This is a genomic window from Microbacterium sp. S1037, from assembly GCF_048381605.1.
GTDB classification, from domain to species: Bacteria; Actinomycetota; Actinomycetes; order Actinomycetales; family Microbacteriaceae; genus Microbacterium; species Microbacterium testaceum_B.
This window is the reverse complement of the sequence record NZ_JBLWIG010000001.1, coordinates 1533294-1553709: the sequence shown is the minus strand read 5'-3', so window position 1 is coordinate 1553709 and position 20416 is coordinate 1533294. Positions and strand designations below refer to the sequence as shown.

19 protein-coding genes are annotated in these 20416 nt (G+C 69.1%); 7 read left to right on the top strand and 12 right to left on the bottom strand.

The genetic code is table 11. From position 1 onward, the window contains the following. Positions 1-58 precede the first annotated feature (58 nt). Positions 59-1288, top strand: coding sequence for a non-homologous end-joining DNA ligase (gene ligD, locus ACMW4R_RS06960; RefSeq protein ID WP_418299504.1), 1230 nt, complete (start codon positions 59-61; stop codon positions 1286-1288). Here ligD and ACMW4R_RS06955 read toward each other — a convergent pair. After that, on the bottom strand, positions 1255-1812 hold the full coding sequence (locus ACMW4R_RS06955) for a TetR-like C-terminal domain-containing protein (protein ID WP_058628719.1): 558 nt from the start codon (positions 1810-1812) through the stop codon (positions 1255-1257). The two genes, ligD and ACMW4R_RS06955, sit on opposite strands and share 34 nt — an antisense overlap. A gap of 73 nt (positions 1813-1885) precedes the next feature. Here ACMW4R_RS06955 and ACMW4R_RS06950 point away from each other — a divergent pair, with 73 nt between their 5' ends. Next, positions 1886-2611, top strand: coding sequence for an MBL fold metallo-hydrolase (locus tag ACMW4R_RS06950; protein ID WP_418299503.1), 726 nt, complete (start codon positions 1886-1888; stop codon positions 2609-2611). A 2-nt stretch (positions 2612-2613) separates the two neighbouring features. Here ACMW4R_RS06950 and ACMW4R_RS06945 read toward each other — a convergent pair whose 3' ends face one another. The 8 genes from ACMW4R_RS06945 to guaB all read right to left on the bottom strand — a co-directional run bounded on the left by ACMW4R_RS06945 (position 2614) and on the right by guaB (position 12365). Then, a complete protein-coding gene (locus ACMW4R_RS06945) occupies positions 2614-3972 on the bottom strand; it encodes a glycosyltransferase (protein ID WP_418299891.1) in 1359 nt (452 codons plus the stop codon). A 193-nt stretch (positions 3973-4165) separates the two neighbouring features. Continuing rightward, the gene (guaA, locus tag ACMW4R_RS06940) at positions 4166-5746 is read right to left on the bottom strand and encodes a glutamine-hydrolyzing GMP synthase (RefSeq protein WP_058597892.1); all 1581 of its coding nucleotides are present in this window, start codon (positions 5744-5746) and stop codon (positions 4166-4168) included. After that, complete coding sequence (locus ACMW4R_RS06935; protein WP_058614267.1) at positions 5743-6264, bottom strand: DUF3817 domain-containing protein; 522 nt, start codon at positions 6262-6264, stop codon at positions 5743-5745. The genes guaA and ACMW4R_RS06935 overlap by 4 nt, the downstream gene beginning before the upstream one ends. Positions 6265-6273: 9 nt before the next feature. After that, complete coding sequence (locus ACMW4R_RS06930) at positions 6274-7143, bottom strand: SURF1 family protein (protein ID WP_418299502.1); 870 nt, start codon at positions 7141-7143, stop codon at positions 6274-6276. 13 nt (positions 7144-7156) lie between these two features. Further along, the gene (locus ACMW4R_RS06925; RefSeq protein WP_058597889.1) at positions 7157-8272 is read right to left on the bottom strand and encodes a GuaB3 family IMP dehydrogenase-related protein; all 1116 of its coding nucleotides are present in this window, start codon (positions 8270-8272) and stop codon (positions 7157-7159) included. Between the two features lie 15 nt (positions 8273-8287). After that, entirely contained in the window at positions 8288-8959 is a 672-nt protein-coding gene (locus ACMW4R_RS06920) for a TMEM175 family protein (RefSeq protein ID WP_418299501.1), read from the bottom strand. A 37-nt stretch (positions 8960-8996) separates the two neighbouring features. Next, on the bottom strand, positions 8997-10685 hold the full coding sequence (locus ACMW4R_RS06915) for an ABC-F family ATP-binding cassette domain-containing protein (RefSeq protein WP_058614270.1): 1689 nt from the start codon (positions 10683-10685) through the stop codon (positions 8997-8999). Between the two features lie 177 nt (positions 10686-10862). After that, positions 10863-12365 (bottom strand): IMP dehydrogenase, encoded by a 1503-nt coding sequence (gene guaB, locus ACMW4R_RS06910; protein WP_058597886.1) that lies wholly within the window; start codon positions 12363-12365, stop codon positions 10863-10865. A gap of 273 nt (positions 12366-12638) precedes the next feature. Between guaB and ACMW4R_RS06905 the strand changes: the two genes are divergently transcribed. The 5 genes from ACMW4R_RS06905 to ACMW4R_RS06885 are packed head-to-tail and all read left to right on the top strand — an operon-like array spanning position 12639 to position 17469. Then, complete coding sequence (locus ACMW4R_RS06905) at positions 12639-13937, top strand: branched-chain amino acid ABC transporter permease (protein ID WP_058597885.1); 1299 nt, start codon at positions 12639-12641, stop codon at positions 13935-13937. An 11-nt stretch (positions 13938-13948) separates the two neighbouring features. After that, a complete protein-coding gene (locus tag ACMW4R_RS06900) occupies positions 13949-14929 on the top strand; it encodes a branched-chain amino acid ABC transporter permease (protein ID WP_058597884.1) in 981 nt (326 codons plus the stop codon). After that, positions 14922-15854 carry an ABC transporter ATP-binding protein gene (locus tag ACMW4R_RS06895; protein ID WP_058614272.1) on the top strand — a complete coding sequence of 311 codons (933 nt, stop codon included), beginning with the start codon at positions 14922-14924 and terminating at the stop codon, positions 15852-15854. Before ACMW4R_RS06900 ends, ACMW4R_RS06895 begins: the two co-directional genes overlap by 8 nt. Then, positions 15854-16636 carry an ABC transporter ATP-binding protein gene (locus tag ACMW4R_RS06890; protein WP_418299500.1) on the top strand — a complete coding sequence of 261 codons (783 nt, stop codon included), beginning with the start codon at positions 15854-15856 and terminating at the stop codon, positions 16634-16636. The genes ACMW4R_RS06895 and ACMW4R_RS06890 overlap by 1 nt, the downstream gene beginning before the upstream one ends. 38 nt (positions 16637-16674) lie before the next feature. Beyond that, entirely contained in the window at positions 16675-17469 is a 795-nt protein-coding gene (locus ACMW4R_RS06885) for a hypothetical protein (protein ID WP_418299499.1), read from the top strand. Between the two features lie 60 nt (positions 17470-17529). On the opposite strand, the gene ACMW4R_RS06880 is transcribed toward ACMW4R_RS06885, so the two are convergent. From ACMW4R_RS06880 to groES, 3 genes are all read right to left on the bottom strand, one after another. Continuing rightward, positions 17530-18816 (bottom strand): ABC transporter substrate-binding protein, encoded by a 1287-nt coding sequence (locus tag ACMW4R_RS06880; protein ID WP_058597880.1) that lies wholly within the window; start codon positions 18814-18816, stop codon positions 17530-17532. Between the two features lie 205 nt (positions 18817-19021). Further along, positions 19022-19963: an EamA family transporter RarD gene (rarD, locus tag ACMW4R_RS06875; protein ID WP_058597879.1), complete on the bottom strand. Its 942-nt coding sequence runs from the start codon at positions 19961-19963 to the stop codon at positions 19022-19024. Between the two features lie 133 nt (positions 19964-20096). Beyond that, entirely contained in the window at positions 20097-20393 is a 297-nt protein-coding gene (gene groES / locus ACMW4R_RS06870) for a co-chaperone GroES (protein ID WP_013583903.1), read from the bottom strand. Positions 20394-20416 lie beyond the last annotated feature (23 nt).

Here is a 20416-nt window from a genome sequence, read left to right as displayed (position 1 = left end):
CGCCTGCGCGCGCCGCAAGGGGTGCGCGACGCGTGGGTGTCGGCGCTAGCCTCGCGCCATGAGCCCCGCGAAGACTCCCCCCGAGATCCTCGACATCGACGGCCACGAGGTGCGTGTCACGAGTCCCGACCGCGTCGTCTTCCCGCAACCCGGCCTGACGAAGCTCGACCTCGTGCGCTACTACCTCGACGTCGCCGAGGGCGCCCTGCGGGGAGCAGGAGGCCGACCGATGGTGCTCAAGCGTTTCTCGAAGGGCCTCGACCAGGAGCCGTTCTTCCAGAAGCGTGTGCCCGACAAGCACCCCGCCTTCATCGACACCGCAACCCTCCACTACGCCTCCGGCACCTCCGCCGAGGAGACGGTGATCCGGGATGCCGCGGGCCTGGCGTGGGTCGTCAACCTCGGCTGCCTCGACCTCAACCCTCACCCCGTTCGGGCTGAGGACCTCGACCACCCCGACGAGCTCCGCGTCGATCTGGACCCCATGCCCGGGGTCGACTGGGCACAGATCGTCGATGTCGCCTTCATCGCCCGCGAGGTCCTCGAAGACCACGGGCTCGTCGGATGGCCGAAGACCTCGGGCTCGCGGGGGCTCCACATCCTCGTGCGCATCCGTCCCGAGTGGGACTACGCCGACGTACGCCTCGCCGCCGAGACGCTCGCCCGCGAGGTCGAGAACCGCGCGCCCGGGCTCGCGACCGCTCGCTGGTGGAAGGAGGAACGCGGCGAAAGCGTCTTCGTCGACTTCAACCAGAACGCGAAGGACCGCACGGTCGCCTCGGCGTACTCGATCCGGGCGCTCCCCGACGCGCGCGTGTCGACTCCGCTGACGTGGGACGAGGTCCGCGACCGCCGCCCCGAAGAGTTCACCGTCCTCACCGTGCCCGAGCGCTTCCGCGCGATCGGCGATCCGCACGCCGGGATCGACGACGCGGCCGGATCCCTCGACGCCCTCCTGGCTCTCGCGAAAGAGCTGGGGCCCGCCGAGAAGCCTCCGCGCGGCTCCGACGGCTCCGGTCGCCGCCCCTCGACCATGCCTCTCATCGAGGTCGCGCGCACGAAGACCAAGCCCGAAGCTCTCGATGCCCTCGAGACGTGGAAGTCACGGCATCCGGAAGCCGCGGACGCCCTCCACCCGGCCGACATCCTCGTCGACGGCATGCGCGGTTCGAGCTCGCTCTGGTACCGCGTGCGGGTGAACCTGCAGCATGTCCCGGATGCCGAACGTCCCGCGCAAGAGGACCTGATCGCCGACTACGACCCCTGGGCCGGTCGCACCGCGTCCTGACCCGAGGTCAGTGAGCCCACGATGTGACGCATCCCGTACGCGAAGGCTTCGTCGAGGTCGCCCCCGAGACGGAAGGCGCCCGTCAGCTCCATCGTGATGAATCCGAGCGCCCACGAGGTCAGCAACCGCGCTGCATCGAGCGCACGGTCGGGACCGACGACGGCCGCGGTCGCGCGGAGCACGGGTTCGCTGGTCGCCGCGAGCCTCTCGGGGTCGATCGACGAAGCGAACAGCAGACGGAACGCTTCCGGTCGCTCTTGACCGAAGCGGCGAAAGACGGTGAGCAGCTCAGCGAGGTCGCCCCCGGCATCCGTCAGTCGGCGTGTCAGGTCGTCCGCGGTCGCGATCCCGACCAGACCGAGAAGCGCTTCCCGGTCGCGCACGCGCTTGTACAGCGAGGGGGCCTTGACCCCGACGGCCGCCGCCACCGCCTGCATCGTGACGGCGGTCGGACCGCCGCTCTCCAGCAGTCGGGCGGCCTGCGCGACGATCTCGGCGAGAGATGTTCGTTCGGGTGTCGGCATTCAGCGCTCCTCATGGCTACGTATATAAGCTATCATGGCTATTGCTCGTAGCCATCCCGCGAAAGGTCACCCCATGCGATTCGCCCCCTCCCTTCACCGCCTCGGCAACGACATCGTCGCCTCCTACCTGATCACCACGCCCGCCGGCATCACCCTGATCGATGCCGGCCTCCCCGGCATGTACGCCGATCTCCGGCGGGAGCTGGACACCATCGGCCGTCCGATCGACGACATCCGCGGGGTGGTCCTGACGCACGGCGACAGCGACCACGTCGGTTTCGCCGAGCGCCTGCGTCGCGACCACGGCATCCCGGTCTTCGTCCACGCCGCCGACGCCGATCGCGCGCGGGGTGGAGACAAGCCGAAGGCCCCGGTCGGGCCGATGCGCATCGGGCCGCTGTTGAGCTTCGCCGCGTTCGGCATCCGGAAGGGCATGCGTCCGCAGTGGCTGACCGAGGTGGTGAGCATCGACGGCGACACCACTCTCGACCTCCCCGGAGCGCCCCGCGTGATCTCGATGCCCGGACACTCGCCGGGAAGCGTCGCCGTGTTCTCCCCCGAAGTCCGCGCCGTCTTCGTCGGCGATGCGCTCACGACCCGCCACGTCCTCACAGGGCGTACGGGACCGGGTCCCGCCCCCTTCACCGACGACCCGACCGAGGCTCTGGCGTCCCTGGCTCGCATCGCTGACCTCGACGCCGACTGGGTTCTCCCCGGCCACGGGCCCGCTTTCCGCGGCTCTCCGTCTGCCGCGGTCAGCGCCGTCCGGTCAGCCGCCCGCGCCGCCGACCGCGCCTGAGGTCAGCGCCGCCGGGGGCGTGACAGGGCTTCCCCGCACGCCGCGGCCAGCGTCTGCATCGCGCGCGCCGGACTCAGGGTCGCCGCCGCGTCCACGGCCTCGGTCGACAGACGCTCGCGCACCTCGGCATCCGTCAGCACACGAACGAGGGCCGCGACGAGGGCGCCCTCGTCGCCATCCGGAACCAGGATGCCACCTCCCCCGGCGAGCATGTCGCGCGGGCCGTAGCGGATGTCGTAGGCCACCACGGGGGTACCGTGCGCGAGGGCTTCGGCGAGGGCGAGCCCCTGCCCCTCGAAAGCCGAGGTGGTGAGGTACACGGCCGCGCCGTCGAGGACGGCACCGGGGTCGTTCGTGAGCCCGGGCAGCGAGATACTTCCCGCCAGGCCGAGCTCGGCGACCAGGGCTTCGAGCGCCTCTCGCTGGGCGCCGGCTCCCCACAGCTCCAGCCGCGCCGTGGGGACCTCGGCGACGACCCGGGCGAATGCGCGGACGGCCGCGGGAAGACGTTTGCCGGGAGCGAGGCGACCGAGCACCACGACACGACCGGCGTCGCGGTCCGCCGCGGGGACGACCCTCTCCGGCGCGCGGACGGCGTGCGGCGCGACGAGGTCGTTCGCCGCGGTCCCGAAACGTTCGCGCACATCGTCACGCTGCTGTGCGGTGGGCCACAGCACCGCGTCGAAGCGCGGAGCGATCTCGAACCATCGCGTCCAGAGCGCGTTGAGGTCGGAGTCAGCACGATAAGGGGCTTCGAGGTGGATCGTGTGGACCGTGTGCACGATCCGGACGTCATCGTCTCCCCACCCGACGATCAGCTCCCCGAGCTGCCGCGACTCGCAGATGACGACGACGGGACGCGGATTCTCCGCGCGGAGCTGTCCGGTGAGGTGCGTGAGCCACGCGCGGTAGAGCGCACCGAACCCGGCGACGACGCCGACAGGCTCGCCCGCGGCATCCCGAATCACGATCGGCGCCGTCGTCAGGTGCCAATCGGGGTCGACGACGTTGGGCAGGGAGACGGCGCCGCCCGAGACGTCGCGGTACTCCAGGGTGGGATCGGCTTCGCCGGGCGTGGCCGCCGCTCGCAGCCACTCCGCGGCCCCTCCCTCGACGTCCACCGCTTCATCGAAGAGATTACGGAAGACCTCGGATGCCGCCGCCGCCCCGCGCTCCACGAACGTCGCGCGGTGCTGGGCATGGGCGTCGGGCGTCCCCGGATCGACGGTGAGGAGAAGCGGTTGAGTGCCGGCATCCGCCATCTGACGCGCGCGGGCGAGCGTCGAGATCGTGTACCCGCCGTCGAGGTCGGGGATGAGCCTGCTCGAAAGGATCAGGTACCAGGCGTCGGGGAACGGCATCACGCCTCCATCCTCCCCTGGCATCCCGGTACCCGCGTACCCACGCTTGGGGCGTGTTCATCCGTTCGGGGCGCGCCATTCCCCGCCCCGACCGCCGATTCGCGCCCCAAACCGGGCACCACGACCAACGCGCGCAGTAAAAACGCCGCCGCCCGGAGGACGACGGCGTCTTGCCGCGCGAGTGGCCGAGGGCTCACTCCCATTCGATCGTCCCCGGCGGCTTCGACGTCACGTCGAGCACCACGCGGTTGACGTCCTTCACCTCGTTGGTGATGCGGTTCGAGATCTTGGACAGCACGTCGTAGGGCAGGCGGGTCCAGTCCGCGGTCATGGCGTCCTCGGACGACACCGGGCGCAGCACGATGGGGTGACCGTAGGTGCGACCGTCGCCCTGCACGCCGACGGAGCGCACATCGGCGAGGAGTACGACCGGGCACTGCCAGATCTCGTCGTCGAGGCCGGCCTTGGTCAGCTCGGCGCGGGCGATGGCGTCGGCCGCACGCAGGATCTCGAGACGGTCAGCGGTGACCTCGCCCACGATGCGGATGCCAAGACCGGGCCCCGGAAAGGGCTGGCGGCCGACGATCGCCTCGGGCAGACCCAGCTCGCGACCGATCGCGCGGACCTCGTCTTTGAAGAGGGTGCGCAGCGGTTCGACGAGCTCGAACTGCAGATCCTCGGGGAGCCCGCCCACGTTGTGGTGGCTCTTGATGTTGGCCGTACCGGTTCCGCCCCCGGACTCGACCACGTCGGGGTAGAGCGTGCCCTGCACGAGGAAGCGCACCTGCTCGCCCTCGGCCTTGGCCTCGGCGACGAGGTCGGCCTGCACCTTCTCGAAAGCGCGGATGAACTCGCGGCCGATGATCTTGCGCTTCTGCTCGGGGTCGCTGACGCCGGCGAGGGCGTTCAGGAAGGTCTCACGCGCGTCGACGGTGATGAGCTTCACCCCGGTCGAGGCGACGTAGTCGTTCTCGACCTGTTCGCGCTCGCCCTGGCGGAGCAGCCCGTGGTCGACGAACACCGCGATCAGCTGGTCGCCGACGGCCTCGTGCACGAGGGCGGTCGACACGGCGGAGTCGACGCCGCCCGACAGCGCCGAGATGACGCGCGACGTCCCGACCTGCTGGCGGATGCGCTCGACCTGCTCGGCGATCACGTTGCCGCTGTTCCAGTCGGCGGGGAGACCCGCCGCCTTGTGCAGGAAGTTCTCGAGCACGTGCTGGCCGTGGTCGGAGTGCTTGACCTCGGGATGCCACTGCACGCCGTACATGCGACGTGCGTCGCTCGCGAAGGCGGCGACGGGCGTGTGTGCGGTGCGGGCGAGCACCTCGAAGCCCTCGGGAGCCCGCGACACCTGGTCACCGTGGCTCATCCACACGTTCTGTTCGACCGGCTGCCCCTCGAGCAGCGTGCCCTCGGTCACGATCGTGGCATCCGTCGCCCCGTACTCGCGCAGGCCGGTGTTCGCGACCTCGCCGCCGAGGGCCTTGGCCATGACCTGGAAGCCGTAGCAGATGCCGAGCGTCGGCACGTCGAGATCGAAGACTCCGGCATCGAGGCTCGGGGCGCCCTCTTCATACACCGACGAGGGCCCGCCGGAGAGGATGATGCCCACGGGGTTCTTGGCCGCGATCTCTTCTGCCGAGGCGGTGTGCGGCACGATCTCGCTGTAGACGCCCGCTTCGCGGACGCGGCGGGCGATCAGCTGCGCGTACTGGGCGCCGAAGTCGACGACGAGGACGGGGCGCTGGGACGTTTCGGTCTGTTCGGTCACCGGTTGCCTTCCGGGGCGGGAACGGGAGCGGATGCCAGGGCGGCTTCGCGCTCGGCGAGGTAGGCGCGCACGCCGCGGGCGGTACGCACCTCGAGGATGAAGGAGAGGAACGGGACGACGCCGCCGAGGGCCAGGAAGACGAACCGACGGAACGGCCAGCGCATCAGGCTCCACACGCGGAAGCACGAGATGAGGTACACGACGTAGAACCAGCCGTGCACCACCAGGATCGCCAACGAGATGTTGACGCCATCACCCGTGGAGATCATCTCGCACCCGTCACCGCCGGGGATGAAGAGCGAGAACCACTGGCATCCGGGGCCGGCGATGGCATCCGCGAACCACAGGAACCCGCCGGATCCGCCCAGGAACAGCTCCACGTGGATGGGCGTGTACTTCAGGATCATCTCGGTGACCAGCAGCAGAAGGCCGATACCGGTGATGATCGAGCAGATCTGGTAGAAGGTCAGGGCTCCGCGGATCGCCGGGAAAGAGGCGAGTTTCGGGGGACGCGGCATGCGCCAAGTCTAGTCGCGAGGAACCGGCGGCCCCGCCGCCTGCGCCTCTTCCTGGGCGTCTTCGAGGTCTTCGACCTCTTTCTCCCACGCGTCGCGGGCCAGGCGGTACCAGAGGTACAGCGCGAAGCCGGCGAAGATCGCCCACTCCGCCGCGTAGAAGATGTTCAACCAGTTGACGCGGGAACGCTCGTCCGGAGCCGGCGACGAGATCGCCTCGAGCGGCCCGATCGCCGTCTGCGACGCCACGTACTGGCGGTACACCGCGACGCCGTCGACGTCGTGCCACCGACCGAGCAGCATCGCGGGCGACATGCGCGTCAGCGTCTGCGGGTCGACGCCGGAAGCCGGACGCGCCGGCCCCTCGTCGGAGATCAGGCGCCCCGTGACGTCGACTCGTGCGGTGGGATCGGCTTCGGCGGCAGCGCGGAGATCGTCGGCGGCGGCGTCTGCGGCGTCGAGGGTGGGCGCCCAGCCGAGCGCGACCGCGATCGATGCCGGCTTTCCGCCGTCATCGATCCGCAGCTGACCCGTGACCCAGTAGCCCTCGACGTCGTCGTTGAAGCGCGACGAGACGACGATGAAGTCCGAGGGGATCCACCGCCCGCTCGTCTCGACGCGTTGGCCGACGAGGGGCTCGGCGAGATAGGCGCCCGGCTGCACGACCTCGTCGAGGGGGCGCACCATCTCGGTCATCCCGGGTTCGGAGGGCGCGGTGTCGACCGCGCGCCCCAACTGCCACTGTCCGAGCCACGCGAGGACCCCGGCGACCACCAGCGAGAACGCCAGCAGCGCGAGCCATCGCGGACGCAGCATCACCTCGCGCAGCGTCGGCGGGAAGACCTCGGGGATCTCCGGAGCGATGGCGGGCGACGAGGTCACGCGGACTCCGGCATCAGTGTCCGTAGGGGGCCACGACGACCTCGACGCGCTGGAACTCCTTGAGGTCGGAGTAGCCGGTCGTGGCCATCGACTTCTTCAGGGCGCCGATCAGGTTCGCGGTGCCGTCTGCGACGGGCGCAGGCCCGTAGAGCACCTGCTCGAGCGGACCGACACGGTCGACCGCGACGCGACGCCCGCGGGGCAGCTTGGCGTGGTGGGCCTCCGGTCCCCAGTGGAAACCGCGACCGGGAGCGTCGGTGGCGCGTGCGAGCGCGACGCCGAGCATGACGGCATCCGCGCCCATGGCGAGGGCCTTCACGATGTCACCGGAGGTGCCGACACCGCCGTCGGCGATGACGTGCACGTAGCGTCCGCCCGACTCGTCGAGGTAGTCGCGGCGAGCGCCGGCGACGTCGGCGACAGCGGTCGCCATCGGCGCGTGCAGTCCGAGCGTGGCGCGCGTCGTGGACGCGGCTCCCCCACCGAAGCCGACGAGTACGCCGGCGGCTCCCGTGCGCATGAGGTGCAGGGCCGCGGTGTAGGTGGCGGCGCCGCCGACGATGACGGGGACGTCGAGGTCGTAGATGAACTTCTTGAGGTTGAGCGGCTCGGCCACGCTCGACACGTGCTCGGCCGACACCGTCGTCCCGCGGATGACGAAGAGGTCGACCCCCGCGGCCACGACCGTCTCGTACAGGTCGTGGGTACGCTGCGGCGTCAGGGCTCCGGCCACGGTCACGCCCGCGGCGCGGATCTCGGCGAGACGATCGCGCACGAGTTCGGGTTTGATCGGCTCGGAGTAGAGCTGCTGCATGCGGCGGGTGGCATCGGCATCCGGCAGCCCGGCGATCTCGGCGAGGAGCGGCTCGGGGTCGTCGTACCGCGTCCAGAGACCCTCGAGGTCGAGCACGCCCAGACCGCCCAGACGACCGAGCTCGATGGCTGTGCGGGGGCTGACGACCGAGTCCATGGGGGCGCCGAGCACCGGGATCTCGAACGAGAAGGCGTCGATCGTCCACGCCGTGGACACGTCTTCGGGGTTGCGCGTCCGTCGCGACGGCACGACGGCGATGTCGTCGAAGGTGTAGGCGCGGCGGGCGCGCTTGGCGCGGCCGAGGTCGATCTCCATGGTCACCCGCCCAGCCTACCCGCGACCTCCGACCCCGCCGCCGGTCGCCGGTGGACCGTCGGCCGAAAGCGGGGCATCGGCTCCGCGCAGGAGGCGCGTCAACAGTCCGTCGACGGCGAAGAGGAGGAAGGCGAGCGATCCGATCCAGGGGCTGAGCGCCACGGCCGCGGCACTGATGATCACCGCGCTGAGGCCGGCCCTGCCCAGTCGCCGCGCGTCGTCCTCCGACAGATCGGCGACAGCCCCCGATCGCACGGCCCAGGCCCACTGCACCCAGCCGACCACGATCGCGAGGAAGAAGTTGATCGGCAGCAGAATCCGCCCGAGCAGCAGGCCGTCGTACGACGTGTTCAGCGAGGATGTGAAGGGCACCAGCACGACCAGGAGCAGACGGATGTTGTTCAGCCACATCCCCGTGTCGTCGATCCGAACGATCCACTCGAACTGCTTCACGTGCGTCATCCACATCACGCACAGGATGAGGAAGCTGATGACGAACGAGAACACCGGGTGCGCCAGCGCGAGAAGACCCTGAGCGAGGTCGTCGTTCGTGCGCACCGTACCGAGGGACTGGTCGGTGAGACCCAGGACGAGGAGCGTCGCCGCGATGGCGAACACCCCGTCGGTGAACGCCTCGGTGCGCCGGGCCGAGACGGATGCCTCGGGGTGAATCCTCCGCCGGATCATGCGCACAGCGTAGCCGCGACGATCACCGGCGCAACGGTCACCGCGCCCGCACGACGCGCTGCTCGTCCCAGACCGGCTCGGATGACTCGTACACCTCGCCGTCCGACCCGAACACGAGGAACCGGTCGAAGGACCGCGCGAACCACCGGTCGTGCGTCACTGCGAGCACCGTCCCCTCGAATCGCGCGAGGGCGTCTTCGAGAGCCTCGGCCGACGCGAGGTCGAGGTTGTCCGTGGGTTCGTCGAGCAGCAGCAGGGTCGTCCCCGACAGCTCGAGGAGGAGCACCTGGAACCGCGCCTGCTGCCCACCGCTCAGCGTGTCGAAGTCCTGCTCCGCCTGGGCGACGAGACCGTAGCGGTCGAGGGCCGAGCTCGCGGCATCCCGTGGCATCCCCCTTCTGTTGTCGTCACCGCGGTGAAGCAGATCGAGGAGCGTTCGCCCGACGAACTCCGGATGCCGATGCGTCTGGGCGAACCACCCGGGTACGACGCGCGCCCCGAGGATCGCTCTGCCGGTGTGGGCGACCCGGTCGAGTCCGGAGCCGACGGTGGTCACGTGTCCCAGACGTGCGTCGGGATCAGTGCCCCCCGCGGCCAACAGCCGCAGGAAGTGCGACTTGCCCGAGCCGTTGGATCCGAGGACCGCGACACGGTCGCCGAACCAGACCTCCAGGTCGAACGGCTTCATGAGCCCGGTCAGCTCGAGCTTCTCGGCGATGACCGCGCGCTTGCCCGTGCGGGCGCCCCGCAGGCGCAGCTGCAGATCCTGCTCGGGCGGGCGCTCCTGGGGCGGACCTGCCGCCTCGAACTTCGTCAGTCGGGTCACCGCGGCCTGATAGCGCGAGGCGAAACCGTCGTTGGCGGCGGCGGCGACCTTCATACGCGCGACGAGGGCCCGGAGCTTCTCATGCTCCTCGTCCCAGCGGCGGCGCAGCTCGTCGAGCCGCGCCATGCGGTCCTCGCGGGCCTCCGCGTACGTCGCGAAGCTGCCACCGTGCACCCACGCGGTGCTGCCGGCGCTGCCCGTCTCGAGGGTCACGATGCGGTCGGCCGCGCGAGCGAGGAGCTCGCGATCGTGAGAGACGAGGAGAACGGTCTTCGCGGTGGCGCGCAACTGGTCCTCGAGCCAGCGCTTGCCGGGGACGTCGAGGTAGTTGTCGGGCTCGTCGAGCAGGAGAACGTCGTCGGGGCCGCGCAGCAGCGCCTCGAGGGCCAGCCTCTTCTGCTCCCCTCCCGACAGGGTGCCCAGCTCCCGGAACCGCGCTCGCTCGTACGGCACTCCGAGAGCGGCGATCGCGCACGTGTCCCAGACCGTCTCGTGCTCGTACCCGCCCGCGTCGGCGTAGTCGGCGAGCGCCGCGGCGTACCGCATCTGGGTGTCGAGGTCGTCGTGTTCGATGAGGGCGTTCTCGGATGCCTCGAGCTCGAGCGCCGCGCGACGGATGCGCGCGGGCGACACCGCGACGAGGAGGTCGTGGACGGTCTCGCCGGATTTCCCGTGGCCGATGAACTGATCCATCACCCCGAGGGAGCCGCCGATCGCGATCGCACCGCCGTGGGCCTTCTCCTCGCCGCGCACGATGCGAAGCAGCGTCGACTTGCCCGCCCCGTTCGGACCGACGAGCGCGGTCGTCACGCCCTCCCCCACGCGGAACGTCACCTCGTCGAGGAGGGGCCGCCCGTCGGGCAGGGTGAACGAGATGGCGGTGAGGTCGAGGTAGCCCATGGGGAGATTCCGGTCGACCGCTCGTGGCGGTGGCGTCGACCTCGAACGCGCGTGCGCCGTTCGCCGGTCGGCCCGCCGGGAAGCGAGCCCACCAGCTTAGCGGACCCTCGTCCGCCCCACGATCGCGCACGAGAGAGGGCCGGGCAGTCACCTGCCCGGCCCCACTCGAATGACGCGTTACTTCTTGTAGTTCGGCGCCTCGACGACGATCTGCACGTCGTGCGGGTGCGATTCCTTCAGGCCCGCCGAGGTGATGCGGACGAACTTGCCCTTGGTCTTCAACTCTTCGACGGTGCGCGCGCCGACGTAGAACATCGACTGACGCAGCCCACCGATGAGCTGGTAGGCGACCGCCGATACGGGGCCGCGGTACGGCACCTGGCCCTCGATGCCCTCGGGGATGAGCTTGTCGTCGCTGGGGACGTCGGCCTGGAAGTAGCGGTCCTTCGAGTACGACGTCTTCTTGCCGCGGGTCTGCAGCGCACCGAGCGAACCCATGCCGCGGTACTGCTTGAACTGCTTGCCGCCCTGGAAGACGATCTCGCCCGGCGACTCGTCGGTCCCCGCGAGCAGCGAGCCGAGCATCACGGTGTCGGCGCCCGCGACGAGCGCCTTGGCGATGTCGCCCGAGTACTGCAGACCGCCGTCGGCGATGACCGGCACGCCCGCGGGGATCGCGGCCTGCGCGGCCTCGTAAATGGCGGTGACCTGCGGCACGCCGACACCGGCCACGACGCGGGTGGTGCAGATCGAGCCGGGTCCGACGCCGACCTTGACGGCATCCACTCCCGCGTCGATGAGCGCCTGAGCGCCCTCGCGGGTGGCGACGTTGCCGCCGATGACGTCGATGTGGGCGAACGACTCGTCGGCCTTGAGGCGCGTCACGATGTCGATGACCCCCGCGGACTGCCCGTTGGCGGTGTCGACCACGAGGACGTCGACGCCCGCGTCACGCAGCGCCTCGGCGCGCTGCCACGCGTCGCCGAAGAAGCCGATGGCGGCACCGACGCGCAGGCGGCCCTGGTCGTCCTTGGTCGCGAGGGGGTACTTCTCGCTCTTGTCGAAGTCCTTGATGGTGATCAGGCCGGCGAGCTTGCCCTCGTCGTCGACGAGGGGCAGCTTCTCGACGCGGTGCTTGGCGAACGTCGCGATGACGTCGTTGGCGTGGATGCCGACGTGCCCGGTGATCAGTCCCTCTTTCGTCATCACGTCTTTGACGAGGGTCGTCTGACGCTCGAAGCCCGAGACGAAGCGCATGTCGCGGTTGGTGATGATGCCCACCAGCACACCGTCGGGGTCGACGACGGGAAGACCCGAGATGCGGTACTGGGCGCACATCGCGTCGACCTCGGCGACGGTGGCATCCGGAGTCGTCGTGATGGGGTTCGACACCATGCCCGACTCGCTGCGCTTGACCTGGTCGACGATCGCCGCCTGGTCTTCGATCGAGAGGTTGCGGTGCACGATTCCGATGCCACCCTGACGCGCGATCGCGATCGCCATGCGTGCCTCGGTCACGGTGTCCATAGCGGACGAAAGAAGAGGGGTGGCAACGGTGATGCGACGGGTGAGGCGCGACGACGTGTCCGCTTCGCTCGGGATGACGTCGGTGTGCCCGGGAAGGAGCAACACGTCGTCATACGTCAGTCCGATGAAACCGAAGGGGTCGTGCTGCTCCATGGATCCTCCTGCGCCGTAGCGCCTGTGTGAAAGGGACGTCCGATGGAATTCTAAGCGTCGAGAGCCTGGGAATTGTTCCCGAGAGGTCCGGCCGCCGTACGCACTCGTGATGACACGGTTCGCTAACAAGCCAGTCGGTGAAACACCCGCGACACATTACGCTCGTAGCGTCGACCGTCGAAGCTGACGGGACGACTTCGTCAGCGCTGCCGAACTGGAGACTCCGTGGGTTATCCCTCCCCCACCGCGATACGATCGCGCACCCTATCCCGCATGGCCATCCTCGTGGCGTTCCTCGCGAGCGCCGTCGCCGTCCTGAGCCTGTTCCTCGCGTCACCCGCGAGCGCCCAGACGACGACCGCCCCCACCCCGGCCGCTTCGGCCGGAACCGGCGACGTCTCCACCCAGTACACGATCGGCGGCATCATCCGCGCCGGCGACGACCCCGTCGAGGGCGTCGAGATCGCGGTCGAGGGGTCTGGTTTCTCCGAGGTGGGCACCACCGGCGCCGACGGTCGCTGGGCCGTCTCGGTTCCCGGGCCCGGCGAGTACACCGCCGAGCTCAAGGTCGACACGCTCCCGGACGGCGTCGTCCCGCGTGACCCCGACAACATCACCCGCGACGTGACGATCGGGACCACCAACACGGTCAACGTCCTCTTCCCCACGGGAGAAGGAACCGCGGCCTCCGGATCGATCTGGGACACGCTGTTCTCGCGCTTCTTCTACGGCCTCAACTTCGGCCTCCTGCTGGCCCTGGCCGCGATCGGCATCTCGCTGATCTTCGGGACGACCGGCGTCAACAACTTCGCCCACGGCGAGATGCTCACCTTCGGCGCGATCATCTTCTACGTCTTCACCGCCATGGGGTGGAACCTCCTGTTGGCGGTGGTGCTGACGGTCGCCCTCTCGGCCGCGCTCGGCTGGACACAGGATGCCGTGCTCTTCAAACCCCTCCGCAAACGCGGGGTCGGACTGGTCCAGGTGCTCATCGTGACGATCGGTCTGTCGATCGTCCTGCGGTACCTCTACCTCTACTTCTTCGACGGTGGCACGCGGAACATCACGACGGGGATCACCGACAACGTCACCATCGGCCCCGTCACGGTGACCCTCACCTCGATCATCAGCATGGGCGTGAGCATCGTGATGCTCGCAGCCGTGGGCTACTTCCTCACCCGCACGCGGATCGGAAAGGCCACGCGCGCCGTGAGCGACAACGCCTCGCTCGCCGCAGCCTCCGGCATCAACGTCGACCGCGTGATCCGCATCGTGTGGGTCATGGCGGGTGCTCTCACGGGCCTGTCGGGCGTGCTCTACGGCCTCTACCGCGGTGTCACGTGGGACATGGGCTTCGCGATCCTGCTCCTTCTGTTCGCCGCCGTGACCCTCGGCGGTCTCGGCAGCGCCTTCGGTGCCCTCGTGGGATCGCTGATCATCGGCATCATCACGGAACTGTCCACCATCGTCATCCCACCCGACCTTCGGTACGCGGTGGCCCTGATCGTGCTCATCGGCGTGCTGCTGTTCCGGCCGCAAGGTGTGCTCGGTCGTAAAGAGCGGATCGGCTGAGGAAAGACGACATGGACTGGCTTTCGATCTTCAACAACGCCGCGGGCGAGCTCATCAGCCCGACCACCGCGGCCTACGCCCTCGCCGCCATCGGCCTCAGCGTGCACTTCGGCTACGCCGGACTGCTCAACTTCGGTCAGGCGGGCTTCATGGCCGTCGGCGCCTACGCCTTCGCCATCGCGACCCTCTCGCTCTCGGCTCCCGTGTGGCTCGCGATCCTCATCGCGATCGCCGCTTCCGTGCTGTTCGCTTTCATCCTCGGCATCCCGACCCTGCGCCTGCGCGCCGACTACCTCGCGATCGTCACGATCGCGGCGGCCGAGATCGTGCGCTACGTCGTCTCGACGGTCGGTCTGACCGACATCACGGGCGGCTCGCAGGGTCTGAACGGCTACAACCGCGAGTTCCAAGCACTGAACCCCCTGCCGGGCGGCACCTACGGCATCGGCCCGTGGACCTACTCGGCGAACGACTGGTGGGTGCGCCTGTTCGGGTGGGCCCTCGTCATCATCGCGACGCTCCTCGTCTTCCTCCTCATGCGCAGCCCGTGGGGTCGCGTCGTGAAGGGCATCCGTGAAGACGAGGATGCCGTGCGCAGCCTCGGCAAGAACGTCTACGCCTACAAGATGCAGGCGCTCGTGCTCGGCGGCGTCATGGGCGGCCTCGCGGGAGTGGTGTTCATCCTCCCCCGCGCGGTGCAGCCCGGTAACTACGGCACGGCGCTGACGTTCTTCATCTGGACGGCGCTCCTCCTCGGAGGCGCGGCCACCCTGCTCGGGCCGATCGTCGGCGCGATGCTGTTCTGGGTGCTCCTGTCGCTGTCCAACGGCATCATCGTGGGACTGCGGGATGTCGGCATCCTGGGCTTCATGTCCAGCACCCAGACAGGGCAGGTGCGTTTCATCCTCGTCGGCATCGGACTGATGCTCCTCGTGATCTTCCGACCACAGGGCATCTTCGGCAACAAGAAGGAGCTGTCGTTCAATGTCTGACACGACCGTCACCCACCCGCTCGTCAAGGGCGAGGTCGGACCCGGCTGCGCCAAGGTCGACCCGATCGTCGTCGCCGACAACGTCACGCGCCAGTTCGGCGGCCTCAAGGCCGTCGACGTCGACCACCTCGAGATCCCGCGCGGGCAGATCACCGCTCTCATCGGCCCCAACGGTGCCGGGAAGACCACCCTGTTCAACCTGCTCACGGGCTTCGACAAGCCCAACACGGGCAGTTGGAGCTTCGAGGGGTCGAACCTCGCCGGCGTCCCCGCGTTCAAGGTGTCGCGCAAGGGCATGGTCCGCACGTTCCAGCTCACCAAGTCGCTCGGGCGTCTCTCGGTGCTGCAGAACATGCTGCTCGGAGCCCGTGGGCAGAAGGGCGAGAACATCTTCCGCGCCCTGATCCCGGCGATCTGGCGTTCGCAGGAGTCCGAGAACACCACGCGAGCCGACGACCTGCTGCGGCGGTTCAAGCTCGACGCCAAACGCGAGGACTTCGCCGCGTCGCTCTCGGGCGGCCAGCGCAAGCTCCTCGAGATGGCGCGCGCGCTCATGAGCGACCCCAAGCTCGTCATGCTCGACGAGCCCATGGCCGGCGTGAACCCGGCGCTCACGCAGAGCCTGCTCGGGCACATCCTCGACCTCAAGAAGGAGGGGATGAGCGTGCTGTTCGTCGAGCACGACATGCACATGGTCCGTCACATCTCGGACTGGGTCGTCGTCATGGCCGAGGGTCGCGTCGTGGCGGAAGGGCCGCCGGAGACCGTCATGAGCGACCAGGCCGTCATCGACGCCTACCTCGGCGCCCACCACGACACCGATCTCGGCGACATGACCACGTCGCAGCTCGAGACCATCCAGGCCGAGGCCGCCGCCGAGGCGGAAGCGGAGCTCATCGCCGACGAGAAGGACGGGAAGCTCTGATGACAGACACCGCCACCACCACCCGCACCGCGGTGCTGCGCACCGATGACCTCGTGGCCGGCTACCTGCCGGGCGTGAACATCCTGAACGGCTGCACGGTCGACGCGTACCAGGGCGACCTCATCGGGATCATCGGCCCGAACGGCGCCGGCAAGTCGACGCTGCTGAAGGCCATCTTCGGTCAGGTGAAGATCCGCGGCGGCGCCGTGCTGCTCAACGGCGAGGACATCACCTCGCTCAAGGCCGACAAGCTCGTCGGCAAGGGCGTCGGCATGGTCCCGCAGAACAACAACGTGTTCCCGAGCCTGTCGATCGAAGAGAACCTGCAGATGGGTCTCTTCCAGCGGCCCAAGGTCTTCGCCGAGCGGTTCGAGTTCGTCAGCGGACTGTTCCCCGAACTGGCCAAGCGACGCCGTCAGCGCGCGGGCTCGCTCTCGGGCGGTGAGCGCCAGATGGTCGCCATGGGTCGAGCGCTCATGATGGACCCGTCGGTGCTCCTGCTCGACGAGCCGTCCGCGGGTCTGTCGCCCGTGCGTCAGGACGAGACGTTCCTCCGGGTCGCCGAGATCAACCGCGCCGGGGTGACGATCATCATGGTCGAGCAGAACGCCCGCCGCTGCCTGCAGATCTGCCACCGCGCCTACGTGCTCGACCAGGGTAAGGACGCGTACGCCGGCACCGGCCGCGAGCTGCTCACCGACCCCCGCGTCATCGAGCTGTACCTCGGTACCCTCGCGGCCGACGAGGACGCGAAGCGCGACAACCGGGAGTCACCCGCCTGATCCGACGCCGATATGCCGCGAGCGCGGCGCTCACCATCGTGGGCGTCGCGCTCTCGTCATGCGCGAGCAGTACCCCGCCGCCGACGGTCTCGGTCGCGCTGGTGCAGCAACGCGGCGACATCGCTCCGGGCCGCGTGCAGCTCCGGGTGACGAACGACGGCGACTCCGCCGTCGTCGTGACGTCTGCAACGCTCACCTCTCCCGTGCTCGCGGAGCCGGGCGGCGGCGAGACGAAGCGACCCGTGACGCTGTCCCCGGGCCGGACGGCGGACCTCCCGGTGACGCTGCCCGCGCTGCGGTGCGTCACGGAGGATCCGTCGGCCCGGGCGGTACTGCGCCTCGAAGAAGACGGGGGCCGCCGTGACGCGACGCTGGACGTCACCGACGAGCTCGGCGTGCTCGCTCGTTTGGCCGAGACCGAGTGCGGTCGGGAGGCCGTGGCATCCGTCGCCCGGATCTCGGTCGCGTCGGCGGCGGTGGGTGAAGGCGGAACCATCGATCTCGAGGTCTCGATCGAGCCGACGGGCGATGCCGGGGCGGGGACGGCCGAACTCCGCGCCCTGCGAGGCACTCCCCTGCTGCGCTTCCCCGCCGGCAGCGAGACGCCGCTGGACGTGACCGTGCGCGCGGACGACCCTCCCTCGACCATGACGGTCGCCCTGACGCCGCAGCGGTGCGATGCGCACGCGATCGCCGAAGACAAGGTCGGCACCCTGTTCGACCTCGTGGTCCGGGTCGAGGATCGCGACGTGGTCATCCCGCTCGAGCGGTCGCCGTCGGTCGCCGCCGCGATCCTGTCGGCCACGGCCGCCGTCTGCGGCCTCACGCCGTAGCGACGACATGCGAAAGGGGCCCGGATCCTCTCGGATCCGAGCCCCTCACGTGGTGTCAGGTCACTCGTTGAGCGAACCGAACTCCGTGTTCAGCAGGGTGTACTTGTTGTCGGCACCGTACTGGTAGATGCCGATGTACGCCTCGGTCGGGTCACCGTTCGCATCGAAGGTGATCGGGCCGGAGACACCGTCGTAGTCGATGTCCTTGCCCTCGTTGATGAGCTTCAGGCAGTCGGCGAAGGTCGTGCACTTCTCGCCGTCCTCGGAGACCGACTGCAGGTTGTCACGGATCGCCGTGCCCGAGTCGTCCTTGGCCTGCGCCGCGGCGAGAGCCGCGACGATGACGGCGTCGTAGGACTCCGGCGCGTAGCTGAAGTCGGTGAGGGCGGGGTCGACCTCCTTCAGGCGAGCCTGGAAGTCGGTGTCGGCCGGGTTGCCCGGGAGGGTTCCCTTGGCGCCCTGCAGCGTGCCCGCCGGGAACTCGTACGAGTTCGACAGGTTGCCGTCGACGAAGTAGACCTTCGAGGCCGGGTAGCCCTGGGTGCTGACGAGCTGCGGGATGATCGACGACGTCTCTTCGAACGCGATGACCGCGACAGCGTCGGGCTTGGCCTGCAGCAGCTGGTCGACCTGCGAGGTGAAGACCGTGTCACCCGGGTTGTAGGGGACCGCGACCGAGACCTCGCCACCGGCGGCCTCGATGGCCTTGGTCGCGTTGTCCTTGAGGCCGATGCCGTAGGGGTCGTTGATGTAGATGATGCCGACGTTGGCTGCGCCGTCGCCGACCATCAGGTTGCCGAGCACGCGGCCCTGCAGCACGTCGGAGGGAGCGGTACGCCAGTAGTACCCGTCGTCGGCGTACGTGGTGAAGTCGGGCGAGGTGTTCGCCGGCGAGATCTGCACGATGCCGGCGTTGACCAGCTGGTCGATGAAGGTGAACGACACACCCGAGGACGCGGCACCGATCACCACGTCCGCACCGGCGTCGACGAGCTCGGTGGCGGACTGGGTCGCGATGTCGGTCGTGGTGTCGCCCGAGTCGCGCTCGGTGAGCTCGACCTTGAAGGGGAACTCGGAGCCCGTGGCCTCGATGTCCTTGATCGCGAGCTTGACACCCGCGACCTCGGGCGGGCCGAGGAACGCGAGGTTACCCGTGGCGGGGAGGATGGTTCCGACGTGGAACGTGCCGTCGGCCGTGGACACGGCGCCGCCGCCGGAGGACGCACTGGGCGCCGCGGCGTCGTTGCCGCCGCCACCCGAACAACCGGCGAGGACGAGCGCGCTGGCACCGACCAGGGCGATACCGCCCAGGACCTTGCCCGCGCGGCTACGCGTGAAGACGTTCATAGTGCTCCTTGCTGTGAATGAACGTTGGGCGACACGTGAGGTCGCCTGGTGACCTAAACCTAACCGGGCGCACGTTTTCGTCGTGTTGCCGTTCGTTAACGATGTGCGTCGTCGTGGTCACAGCCCCATAACGACCCTGGCGCTCTCGTCCGCGATGGCGTAGGTGCCTCGTCCGGTCGGGCCGGATAGCGCAGAAAGTGGCCGGTCAGACCGGTTCTGCGACGTCGGAAACCGAGCGACGGTGGCGACGCGACATCACGATCGAGTCCACGCTCAGCACGATGAGGGCGACCCAGACGAGACCGAAGCCGATCCACCGCTCGAGCGTCATCGGCTCCCCCAGCACCCACACGCCGATCGCGAACTGGATGATGGGTGCCACGAATTGCAGCAGGCCGATCACCGTGAGCGGGACGCGCCGCGCGCCCGACGCGAAGAGCAGCAGGGGGACGGCGGTGACCGCTCCCGCGAGCAGCAGGAGGACGGTGTGCAGCGCGCCGGCCGTACCGAGCGTGATGCCGGTCAGGTTCGCGACGAACACCAGCTGGACCGCCGCGACCGGGAGGAGCCAGAGCGACTCGAGGGTCAGACCGCTCACGGCATCAACGGCCGGGCCGATCTGCTTCTTCACGAGCCCGTAGAAGCCGAAGGAGAAGGCGAGCGTCAGGGCGATCCAGGGGAACGCTCCGTACCCGATGACGATCACCGCGACGGCGACGACCGCGAGGCCGATGGCGATCCACGGCACGATCCGCAGGCGCTCGCGGAGCACGATGACCCCGAGCAACACCGTCACGATCGGGTTGATGAAGTACCCGAGGCTCGTCTCGATGACGTGGTTCGTCAGGGCGCCGTAGAGGTACGTCTGCCAGTTGATGTAGATGAGGACGCCCGCGACAGCGGTGAGGCCCATCAGGCGAGGCTGCCGGACGATCGCGAGGAACGGTCGCCACGCGCGGAGGACGGTCAGCAGGATCAGGCAGAAGAGGAAGGCGAGGATGATCCGCCAAGCGACGACCTCGAACGGGCCGGTGGGCTTGAGCTGCAGGAAGTAGATCGGGAGGACGCCCCAGAGCAGGTAGGCACTCAGGGCGTACACGGCACCGCGGGTGCTCCCCCCGGTCGGGGCGGAAGGAGCGGCAGTCACCGATCCAGCCTACGCGGGCGGTCGCGCATCGGAGCGTCGTCGGTGCTCTCTTTCCTGCCAGATCACGCGACCGGGAACGACGAAGGCCCCGGATGCCATGGCATCCGGGACCTTCGTACGATCTCGCTCGGGATCAGCGGACGACGACCGCCAGCACGTCGCGAGCCGAGAGCACGAGGTACTCCTCAGCGCCGAACTTGACCTCGGTGCCGCCGTACTTGCTGTAGAGCACGCGGTCGCCGACGGCGACGTCGAGGGGGACGCGGTTGCCGTTGTCGTCGATGCGGCCGGGGCCGACGGCGACGACTTCGCCCTCCTGCGGCTTCTCCTTGGCGGTGTCGGGGATGACGAGACCACTCGCGGTGGTCTGCTCAGCCTCGACCTGCTTGATGACGATGCGGTCCTCGAGCGGCTTGATGGAAACCGACACGGTCTACCTCTTCTTTCTCGTTA

Excerpts from the sequence above, each read along its gene's own strand:
- guaB (WP_058597886.1), bottom strand. The coding sequence starts at position 12,365 with ATGGAGCAGCACGACCCCTTCGGTTTCATCGGACTGACGTATGACGAC.
- ACMW4R_RS06880 (WP_058597880.1), bottom strand. The coding sequence starts at position 18,816 with ATGAACGTCTTCACGCGTAGCCGCGCGGGCAAGGTCCTGGGCGGTATC.
- ACMW4R_RS06890 (WP_418299500.1), top strand. The coding sequence starts at position 15,854 with ATGACAGACACCGCCACCACCACCCGCACCGCGGTGCTGCGCACCGAT.
- ACMW4R_RS06950 (WP_418299503.1), top strand. The coding sequence starts at position 1,886 with ATGCGATTCGCCCCCTCCCTTCACCGCCTCGGCAACGACATCGTCGCC.
- ACMW4R_RS06920 (WP_418299501.1), bottom strand. The coding sequence starts at position 8,959 with ATGATCCGGCGGAGGATTCACCCCGAGGCATCCGTCTCGGCCCGGCGC.
- ligD (WP_418299504.1), top strand. The coding sequence starts at position 59 with ATGAGCCCCGCGAAGACTCCCCCCGAGATCCTCGACATCGACGGCCAC.
- ACMW4R_RS06915 (WP_058614270.1), bottom strand. The coding sequence starts at position 10,685 with ATGGGCTACCTCGACCTCACCGCCATCTCGTTCACCCTGCCCGACGGG.
- ACMW4R_RS06895 (WP_058614272.1), top strand. The coding sequence starts at position 14,922 with ATGTCTGACACGACCGTCACCCACCCGCTCGTCAAGGGCGAGGTCGGA.
- ACMW4R_RS06925 (WP_058597889.1), bottom strand. The coding sequence starts at position 8,272 with ATGGAGATCGACCTCGGCCGCGCCAAGCGCGCCCGCCGCGCCTACACC.
- ACMW4R_RS06945 (WP_418299891.1), bottom strand. The coding sequence starts at position 3,972 with ATGCCGTTCCCCGACGCCTGGTACCTGATCCTTTCGAGCAGGCTCATC.
- ACMW4R_RS06905 (WP_058597885.1), top strand. The coding sequence starts at position 12,639 with ATGGCCATCCTCGTGGCGTTCCTCGCGAGCGCCGTCGCCGTCCTGAGC.
- ACMW4R_RS06900 (WP_058597884.1), top strand. The coding sequence starts at position 13,949 with ATGGACTGGCTTTCGATCTTCAACAACGCCGCGGGCGAGCTCATCAGC.
- ACMW4R_RS06955 (WP_058628719.1), bottom strand. The coding sequence starts at position 1,812 with ATGCCGACACCCGAACGAACATCTCTCGCCGAGATCGTCGCGCAGGCC.
- ACMW4R_RS06935 (WP_058614267.1), bottom strand. The coding sequence starts at position 6,264 with ATGCCGCGTCCCCCGAAACTCGCCTCTTTCCCGGCGATCCGCGGAGCC.